General features: G+C 59.5%; 7 protein-coding genes and 1 pseudogene. 4 read left to right on the forward strand and 4 right to left on the reverse strand.

The genetic code is table 11. The features are described from left to right. Positions 1–30: 30 nt before the first annotated feature. The 3 genes from QZ638_RS20575 to QZ638_RS20585 are packed head-to-tail and all read right to left on the reverse strand — an operon-like array spanning position 31 to position 2,375. Entirely contained in the window at positions 31–939 is a 909-nt protein-coding gene (locus QZ638_RS20575) for a shikimate dehydrogenase (protein ID WP_295813845.1), read from the reverse strand. Then, positions 932–1,537, reverse strand: coding sequence for a Maf-like protein (locus QZ638_RS20580; protein ID WP_295813847.1), 606 nt, complete (start codon positions 1,535–1,537; stop codon positions 932–934). Before QZ638_RS20580 ends, QZ638_RS20575 begins: the two co-directional genes overlap by 8 nt. Positions 1,538–1,541: 4 nt before the next feature. Beyond that, positions 1,542–2,375 (reverse strand): pyruvate, water dikinase regulatory protein, encoded by an 834-nt coding sequence (locus QZ638_RS20585; RefSeq protein ID WP_295813849.1) that lies wholly within the window; start codon positions 2,373–2,375, stop codon positions 1,542–1,544. A 398-nt stretch (positions 2,376–2,773) separates the two neighbouring features. On the opposite strand from QZ638_RS20585, the gene hemE reads away from it, so the two are divergent. The 3 genes from hemE to rho all read left to right on the forward strand — a co-directional run bounded on the left by hemE (position 2,774) and on the right by rho (position 5,787). Then, the gene (gene hemE, locus QZ638_RS20590; protein ID WP_295813852.1) at positions 2,774–3,799 is read left to right on the forward strand and encodes a uroporphyrinogen decarboxylase; all 1,026 of its coding nucleotides are present in this window, start codon (positions 2,774–2,776) and stop codon (positions 3,797–3,799) included. Continuing rightward, on the forward strand, positions 3,799–4,329 hold the full coding sequence (gene hemJ / locus QZ638_RS20595) for a protoporphyrinogen oxidase HemJ (RefSeq protein WP_295813855.1): 531 nt from the start codon (positions 3,799–3,801) through the stop codon (positions 4,327–4,329). The genes hemE and hemJ overlap by 1 nt, the downstream gene beginning before the upstream one ends. A 192-nt stretch (positions 4,330–4,521) precedes the next feature. Beyond that, the gene (gene rho / locus QZ638_RS20600) at positions 4,522–5,787 is read left to right on the forward strand and encodes a transcription termination factor Rho (protein WP_025029315.1); all 1,266 of its coding nucleotides are present in this window, start codon (positions 4,522–4,524) and stop codon (positions 5,785–5,787) included. Positions 5,788–5,889: 102 nt separating this feature from the next. Here rho and QZ638_RS20605 read toward each other — a convergent pair whose 3' ends face one another. Continuing rightward, positions 5,890–7,902, reverse strand: a complete 2,013-nt coding sequence (locus QZ638_RS20605) for a thioredoxin domain-containing protein (RefSeq protein WP_295813859.1) — start codon at positions 7,900–7,902, stop codon at positions 5,890–5,892. A gap of 81 nt (positions 7,903–7,983) precedes the next feature. Here QZ638_RS20605 and QZ638_RS20610 point away from each other — a divergent pair. Continuing rightward, positions 7,984–8,333 (forward strand): annotated as a pseudogene (locus QZ638_RS20610) (tRNA uridine-5-carboxymethylaminomethyl(34) synthesis GTPase MnmE); the annotation flags it as partial.

Raw genomic sequence — 8,333 nt, forward strand, 5'->3', positions numbered from 1 at the left:
GGTTGATCTGATGCCTGGTGTCTCGTCTGCTCAGACACGGCTCCGGGCAAGCCAGGCGGCACCCCGCACTCCACTGGAGTCCCCATGGGCCGCCCGCACGATCGGTGTCTGGCATTCGCCTCCGAATACCAGCTCCCCGAGGCGCCCGGGAAGTTGCTGGTAGATTGCTGCCACGTTGGACAGACCTCCGCCCAGTACAATGACGTCCGGGTCAAGCAGGTTGATGACCGATGCCAGTCCCCGGGCTTCGGCTGCGGCAAGAAGATCGGTCTTGAGCGGTGCATAGACGATGTCGCTGACCACCGCGCCTTCGGGCAGCGGGTCGAGCGAGATTTCCAGCGGCGGTTTTCCGGTCATGCCGAGCGCACTTGTGTTCACCAGAAGGTCCGCATCGGAAAGAAGCGCGGGCAACGTCTCCCAGCCATTTGCGCTTACGCCCGCACCAAAGCGCTGCGCCAACGCCTCGGCCCGCTCCCGTGTGCGGTTGACGATGCGGATATTCTTGTAGCCGGCTTTCTGAACCGCATGAACGACGGCGCGGGCCGCCCCGCCGGCACCCAGAACCACGGCCGTCTCGCCATTCACCCAGCCCGGCGCAGTGGCACTCAGATGCGCCGCGAACCCATAGGCGTCGGTGTTGCCGCCGACGAGTCTTCCGCCATCGAACCAAAGCGTATTGACCGCGCCGATCATCTCGGCTGCCTCGTCGCGGAGGTCGACGCCCTGAAACGCCGCTTCCTTGTGGGGCAGGGTGATGTTGCCGCCAGCATAGCCGGAGGTGCGCAGGTTTTCGAGAAACGCCTCGAAGTCCAGCGGCGCGACATCCAGTTTTTCATAGCTGCCATCGATACCGTGCCGCTCCAGCCAGTAGTTATGTATGAGCGGCGAACGGGAATGGGCGATGGGGTGCCCGCAAACGAAGGCGCGGATTTCAGCCATCGATGGCTCCCAGGGTGCGCAACTCGGACAGAAGCGGCAGAAGCGGCAGGCCGACAATCGTAAATGTGTCGCCGTCGATCTTTTCGAAAAGCTGAATGCCCTCACCCTCGATCTGGTAGGCGCCAACGCTTTGCAGCGCCTTTTCGCCGACATTGGAAAGGTGCCGCCCAATGAATCCGGGATCGAGTTCGCGCATGGTGAGACGCGCGATGCCTACATGCCGCCAAATCACTTCGCCGTCGCGTGCGATGACCACGGCGCTGTTGAGTTGATGCGTGCGGCCGGAAAGTTTCAGAAGGTGGCGGCGCGCGCCTTCCATGTCGGTCGGCTTATGGAACACCTCATCGCCAAGAGACAGGGTCTGGTCCGCGCCGATAACCAGCGCGCCGGACGACCGCTCGGAAACGTCCACAGCCTTGGCTTCCGCAAGCACCTGAGCGAGCGTTTCGGGATCGGCGCCGGTTCCTTCCAATGTGTGCTCCACCGCTCTCTCATCGATTTCGGAGCGTTCCACGCGGAACTCGACGCCGGCGTCGCGCAACATTTTCCGGCGAAAGGCGCTACCGGACGCCAGAACGATGACGGGCTTTTCGGTCATGATGTCAGCCTCTGTTTTCTCGTGACTTCGCATACAATGCGAGAATCGCAGCCGCCGTTTCCTCGATGGAACGGCGGGTCACATCGATCACCGGCCAACCATGGCGGCTGCAGATCTGTCGCGCATAGGCGATCTCGCGCGAGATCGTCGCCCGATCCGTATAAGGGTTGAAGGCGTTCTCGTCGACCGAACCCAGAATCCGGTTTTGGCGGATCTGCGAAATGCGTTCGGCGGAGGCGACGAGACCGACAATCAGCGGCCGTTTTGCCGCCCCCAGCGCCTCCGGCAATTTGATATCCAGAACGATCGGCACATTCGCGGTCTTCACCCCTCGATTGGCGAGATAAATGCTGGTCGGCGTCTTCGACGTGCGGGAGATGCCAACGAGAATGACATCCGCTTCCTCGACGTCGAGCGGTAACTGCCCGTCGTCGTGCTCCATGGTGAAGTTAAGTGCGTCGATGCGATGAAAATACTGCGCGTCGAGCACGTGCTGCGCGCCGACACGCCGGCCGGCCGGGGTTCCCAGATAGGACTGGAACACCATGAGGACCGGTTCGAGAACCGAAACGCTGGGCAATCCGAGCGCGGCGCAGCTCTCGTCCACCTGGCGGGCCAGTTTCTGATCGACAACCGTATAAAGGACAATACCCGGCTCGCGCTCCACCTCGTCGAGCACACGAGCAAGCTGCTTCTCGTTTCGAATCAGCGGATAGATGTGCTCGATCGCCCGCGCATCCTTGTACTGCGCGGCCGCAGCACGCCCTGCGGCCAGCAGAGTCTCGCCGGTCGCATCAGAAATCATGTGAAGATGGAAGAAGCGCTGCGGCTGTTGCACGGATTTCTGTCCCGCCATGTGGATGCTTGTTGATAACGCCGGACGCCGGAAATGGCGAGGCCGCGCCTTTTGATAACTCCCTGGAGTCTTCCACAGATCGGGCCGGTGTGAATTGCGATCCCCTCATGTGGAGAACAATCGACAATCCCCGAAGCTTCCTACATTGTCCACCGAGCGGGGGATACGAAGTTTATGTAGCCTATTGAATCTGCGTGTCGAATCCGCATTATCCCCGTTCTTCTGAGAATGTGCATTGCTATGGGGCGCGGCAATAAGACCGAGAAAGCGATGCGCGAAAGCGTGGACAGATTTGAATCCACATTACAAACAGAGTCTAAGAATCAGAAGAATCTTCAGATCTGTAATTATCTTTTGAATCCTGACTGTGGAGCAGCCTGATGGGGCAGCGAAAAATCCTTGATGTGCTTAGAGGCGAAACCGTGTTTCCCCCTCCCGTATGGATGATGCGCCAAGCGGGCCGGTATCTGCCCGAATACAAAGAAACGCGAAAGCGCGCCGGTGGGTTCCTCGACCTCTGCTACAATCCCGATCTGGCCGTGGAAGTGACGCTCCAGCCGATCAGGCGCTTCAACTTCGACGCTTCGATCCTGTTCTCAGACATTCTTGTCGTGCCGCATGCCCTCGGCCGCGATCTGCGTTTCGAGGAAGGACGCGGCCCGCTCATGACACCGATCGATGCCGCAGGGATCGCCAAACTCGAAACCGATGGCATTCACGATCATCTGGCCCCGGTCTATGAAACGGTGCGGCGGCTCCGCAAAGAGCTTCCCGAGGAAACGACACTTCTCGGCTTCTGTGGCGCACCCTGGACGGTGGCGACTTACATGATCGCCGGGCACGGTACGCCGGACCAGGCGCCCGCCCGCATGTTCGCTCTGGAACAGCCGGAGGCCTTCTCCAAGCTCATCGACTGTCTTGCCGACTGCTCCGCCCAATATCTGATCCGCCAGATCGATGCCGGTGCGGATGCCGTGCAGATATTCGATTCCTGGGCCGGTGTTCTCGACGAGCTTTCCTTCGAGCGCTGGTGCGTGAAGCCGTTGGCGCGGATCGTCGCGAAAATACGCGAAGTACACCCCCACGTGCCGGTCATCGGCTTTCCGAAGGGTGCGGGCGCGCAGTATGCGGGATATCGTCGGGAAACGGGCGTTACCGCGCTCGGGCTCGACTGGACCGTGCCGCTTGGCACAGCGCGCCGTCTGCAGGCCGAGGGCGCCGTTCAGGGCAATCTGGATCCCCTGAGGCTTGTCGCCGGCGGCGAGGCTCTCCAAGAGGGCGTGGACGCAATTGTGGAAGCTCTGCGGCACGGACCTTTCATCTTCAATCTCGGCCACGGCATCACGCCCAAGACGCCGGTGGAGCATGTGGACGCAATGCTGAAGCGGATTCGGGAGACCGTGTAATGACTGGGAACAGCAAGGGTGGCGGGAACGCCGGGGTCAGGGCCGTTGTGGCGTTGGCGATTTTCATTGGCCTTACTGCGCTTCTGTTTATCTACAATCCGTCCGGATTTTACCTTTGGGCCAAGGCCATTCATGTGATCGCGGTGATCTCCTGGATGGCGGGCATGCTCTATCTGCCGCGCCTTTTCGTCTATCACGCGGATGCGGAGCCCGGTTCGGAAAAGGCCGAGACCTTCAAGGTAATGGAACAGCGTCTTCTGCGCTTGATCATCAATCCGGCGATGATGGTGACCTGGGTGTTTGGTCTGTGGCTGGCCTGGGACGGGTTCGGCTTTTCGGGCGGCTGGCTGCACGCCAAGATCGCGCTTGTGATCGCCATGTCGGGCATGCACGGTTATTTTTCGGCTGCGGTTCGCCGTTTTGCCGCCGACGAGAACACCAAGCCGGCACGTCATTGGCGCATAATGAACGAAGTGCCGACTCTGCTTATGATCGTGATCGTTGTCCTTGTTATCGTCAAACCCTTCTGATACCGGTTCGATGAGACTATCTTCTGAACGGAACCGGCAAAGCCGTCTTGCCCTTTCGCTGCGACGACGGTAAGAGTCGGTTCCTTCCTTCTCGGCCGGTTCCACGCATATCTTCCATTGTCAGTGAAGCCGGCAGGCCTCGAATACGCCTACCTTACCTCCATCTTTCGTTTGCCTTTCCAGAGTCCGCACATGCAGGAAATGAAACTCCAAGAGCTGAAAAGCAAATCGCCGACCGATCTCATTGCATTCGCAGAATCGCTTGAGGTCGAGAATGCCAGCATCATGCGCAAGCAGGAGCTGATGTTCGCGATTTTGAAGAAGCTCTCCACCCAGGATATCGAGATCATCGGCGAAGGTGTCGTCGAAGTGTTGCAGGATGGCTTCGGCTTCCTCCGCTCCGCGACCGCCAACTATCTTCCGGGTCCCGACGACATTTACATATCTCCCTCGCAAATTCGGCGTTTCTCGCTGAAGACCGGCGATACGGTCGAGGGTCCGATCCGAAGCCCCAAGGAAGGCGAGCGCTATTTCGCCCTTCTCAAGGTCAACACGATCAATTTCGAAGATCCGGAGAAAATCCGCCACAAGATTCACTTCGACAACCTGACGCCGCTCTATCCCGACGAGCGGCTGAACATGGAAATCGAAGACCCGACGAAGAAGGACCTGTCGGCGCGCGTGATCGACCTGGTGGCGCCGCTCGGCAAGGGCCAGCGTGGCCTGATCGTCGCGCCGCCGCGCACGGGTAAGACGGTTCTGTTGCAGAACATCGCCCATTCGATCACGTCGAATCATCCCGAATGCTTCCTCATCGTTCTCCTGATCGACGAACGCCCGGAAGAAGTGACCGACATGCAGCGCTCGGTGAATGGCGAGGTGATTTCCTCGACCTTCGACGAGCCGGCCTCGCGCCACGTCCAGGTTGCGGAAATGGTCATCGAGAAGGCGAAGCGCCTGGTCGAACATGGTCGTGACGTTGTCATCCTGCTCGACTCGATCACTCGCCTCGGCCGGGCTTACAACACGGTCGTGCCCTCCTCCGGCAAGGTTCTGACCGGCGGTGTCGACGCCAACGCCCTGCAGCGCCCGAAGCGCTTCTTCGGTGCCGCGCGCAACATCGAGGAGGGCGGGTCGCTGACGATCATCGCCACGGCGCTCATCGATACGGGCAGCCGCATGGACGAGGTCATCTTCGAAGAGTTCAAGGGAACGGGCAATTCGGAAATTGTGCTCGACCGCAAGGTCGCCGACAAGCGCATCTTCCCGGCCATCGATATTCTCAAGTCCGGTACCCGCAAGGAAGACTTGCTGATTCCGCGCCAGGATCTTCAGAAGATATTCGTCCTGCGTCGCATTCTGGCGCCGATGGGCACGACGGATGCCATCGAATTCCTGAACGACAAGCTCAAACAGACCAAGACCAATTCGGAATTCTTCGATTCGATGAACACCTGATCGAATCCGTTCCTATCGGATTCGCCGTAATCGAAATCTGGCGGCATCATGGAGATATCCACGGTGCCGCTTTTGCTTTCTGTTGGCCAAATCGTCGCGGGGTCAGCCGGCCGTTTGTAAGGCGTGTTCCAGTTCCTTTGCGGTATGAAAAGGCGGCAAGCATGTCTGTCCCACGCAAAGATAGGCCGCGCGGCGAGCAGGGTCGATGGTGATGTCGCCAGGCATATGCGGGATGTCTTGGGCAGCGGTCACAACAATGTCGAAACGTTGGGGATCCAGTGTTCGATTCGCGACCGGAACGAAGACTTGATCCTCTTCCGGCTCTACCATCACCAGTTTCATCGGCTGTTGCGCCAGGGCAGCGGCATAGACGATGCCGGCTTGGCCATAGGTTTGTGAACGCGCTCTGCCAAGTGCGGAGCCGGCTACTTTTGCAAGATGCGCGTTCAATCGGTCGCATTCGAGCACCGAAAGTCCAAGCAAGGCTTCGATGATCTGGCTTGTGGCGGAAGGAACGGCCTCGTCCACATCGCCGCGTATGCGCATTGGAAGGTCGGACGCGTCGCTGGCGGTCAGATAATAGCCCGACCGCGCTTCATCCGCATACCATGTGTCCAATTGCTCGAGCCAGGCATGTCCCTGCCTCAGAAAATCCGCTTCTCCGGTTGCCTGATAAAGCGCCGCGGCAGCCGATATCATGCACGCATAATCGCTGGACAGGCCTGGGAAAACGGATTTTCCGGCCCTGATGCTGTGAGGCAGACGCCTATCCATCATCGATTCGGTCACGAAACGAAATGCGTTCCGCGCAGCATCGATCCAATCGGTCCGGGTAAGAATGCGTCCTGCTTCGGCCAGAGCGCTTATCGCAAGACCGTTCCAATCCACGAGAACCTTGTCGTCGCATCCCGGTTGCGGGCGTTTATCGCGCACAGCCAGCAGGGTATCGAGCATGCCACGCAACGCGCTCTCCTCCTCGGCCCCAAGATGGTCGGAGCGATTGAGGCGATGGAGGATCGGTGCGCCTTCCCAATTGGGCGGGCTCGCAAGAGAGAAGACGTCAAGGAAGCGGTCGGCCTGCGGGCCCAGAACGGTACGAATCTGTTGTTCCGTCCAAAGATAGGTCTGACCTTCGACACCCTGAGTGTCTGCGTCGAGGCTTGAAGCGAACCCACCGCCAGCGAGCCGCATTTCTCTCAGAAGCCAACCCACCGTCTCCTCGATTCGCATCCGGAATGATTGGTCATCGGTGCTGCCATAGAGCCAGCACAGCAATCGCAGAAGCTGCGCGTTATCGTAAAGCATCTTCTCGAAATGCGGCACGAGCCAGCGCTCGTCCGTGGCATATCGGGCGAGGCCTCCCCCGACATGGTCGTAAATTCCACCGGAGAGCATGGACTTTACGCTCTTCACAACGGCTTCCAATTGCAGGGTATCGCCTCGCTTCCGCCCGTTCAGCCAGAGAACGCGCATGAATGGGGTGTTGGGAAACTTCGGCGCGCCACGCAACCCACCATGGGAGGTGTCCATCATGGCCTGGATGCTCTTCGCCATGGTTTCGAGCGTCTCTTCAGGAGAACCGGATCCGGCGGCATGAGGAGACAATCTGGCTTTGACGTGCGAACGAAGCGCCTCCGCGCTTTGCAAAAGCTCGGTCCTTTTGTTCTGCCATGCGGTGTTGACCGCCTCGAGCACTTGCGGAAATCCGGGACGGCCGTATCGTTGGTCGGGCGGGAAATAAGTTCCGCCCCAGAATGGCTTCCCGTCCGAATCAAGAAACATCGTCAAAGGCCAGCCGCCTTGCTCGCCGGTGGCGGACAGCGCGGCCATGTAGATCTGATCGATCTCCGGGCGCTCTTCGCGGTCGACCTTTACGTTGACGAAGTGGCGGTTCATCGTTGCGGCAATGCCGGGATCCTCAAACGATTCATGCGCCATGACGTGGCACCAATGGCAAGCCGCATAGCCGACCGAAAGCAGTATGGGCTTCCCGGTCTCCCGGGCTTCCTCGAGGGCTGCCGCGGACCACGGCCGCCAGTGAACCGGATTGTCCTTATGCTGGAGAAGATAGGGGCTGGTTTCGTTAGCAAGCAGATTTTTTGCTGGCAACGCCATGGGGGTTCCTTGCACATCGGATCGTTATGGAAAATATCTAGACCTTCACGGTAGGGCGGTTTGGCAGCAAGGGCAAATCAGATGCAGGAAACCATATTCGCACTCTCGAGCGGCGGACTCCCGTCCGGCGTGGCCATTGTGCGGCTTTCCGGTCCAGGCACTCGCGACGTTCTGCATACACTGGCCGGCGGTGTGCCCAAAGCGCGGCATGCTTCATTGCGCGTGCTTCGCAATCGCGAGAATCTGACCCTGGATAAGGGACTGGTGCTCTTTTTCCCCGGGCCGGGCAGTTTTACGGGCGAAGATTGTGCGGAACTCCATCTTCATGGCGGGCGGGCGGTTGTCCAAGCGGTTGTGGAAACGCTCTCGACCTTCCCGGGTTTCCGTCTGGCGGAGGCCGGCGAGTTCACGAAACGCGCATTCTTGAATGG

The organism is uncultured Nitratireductor sp., assembly GCF_913053745.1.
Classification (GTDB): domain Bacteria; phylum Pseudomonadota; class Alphaproteobacteria; order Rhizobiales; family Rhizobiaceae; genus Nitratireductor.

Excerpts from the sequence above, each read along its gene's own strand:
- QZ638_RS20575 (WP_295813845.1), bottom strand. The coding sequence starts at position 939 with ATGGCTGAAATCCGCGCCTTCGTTTGCGGGCACCCCATCGCCCATTCC.
- QZ638_RS20580 (WP_295813847.1), bottom strand. The coding sequence starts at position 1,537 with ATGACCGAAAAGCCCGTCATCGTTCTGGCGTCCGGTAGCGCCTTTCGC.
- hemE (WP_295813852.1), top strand. The coding sequence starts at position 2,774 with ATGGGGCAGCGAAAAATCCTTGATGTGCTTAGAGGCGAAACCGTGTTT.
- hemJ (WP_295813855.1), top strand. The coding sequence starts at position 3,799 with ATGACTGGGAACAGCAAGGGTGGCGGGAACGCCGGGGTCAGGGCCGTT.
- rho (WP_025029315.1), top strand. The coding sequence starts at position 4,522 with ATGCAGGAAATGAAACTCCAAGAGCTGAAAAGCAAATCGCCGACCGAT.
- QZ638_RS20605 (WP_295813859.1), bottom strand. The coding sequence starts at position 7,902 with ATGGCGTTGCCAGCAAAAAATCTGCTTGCTAACGAAACCAGCCCCTAT.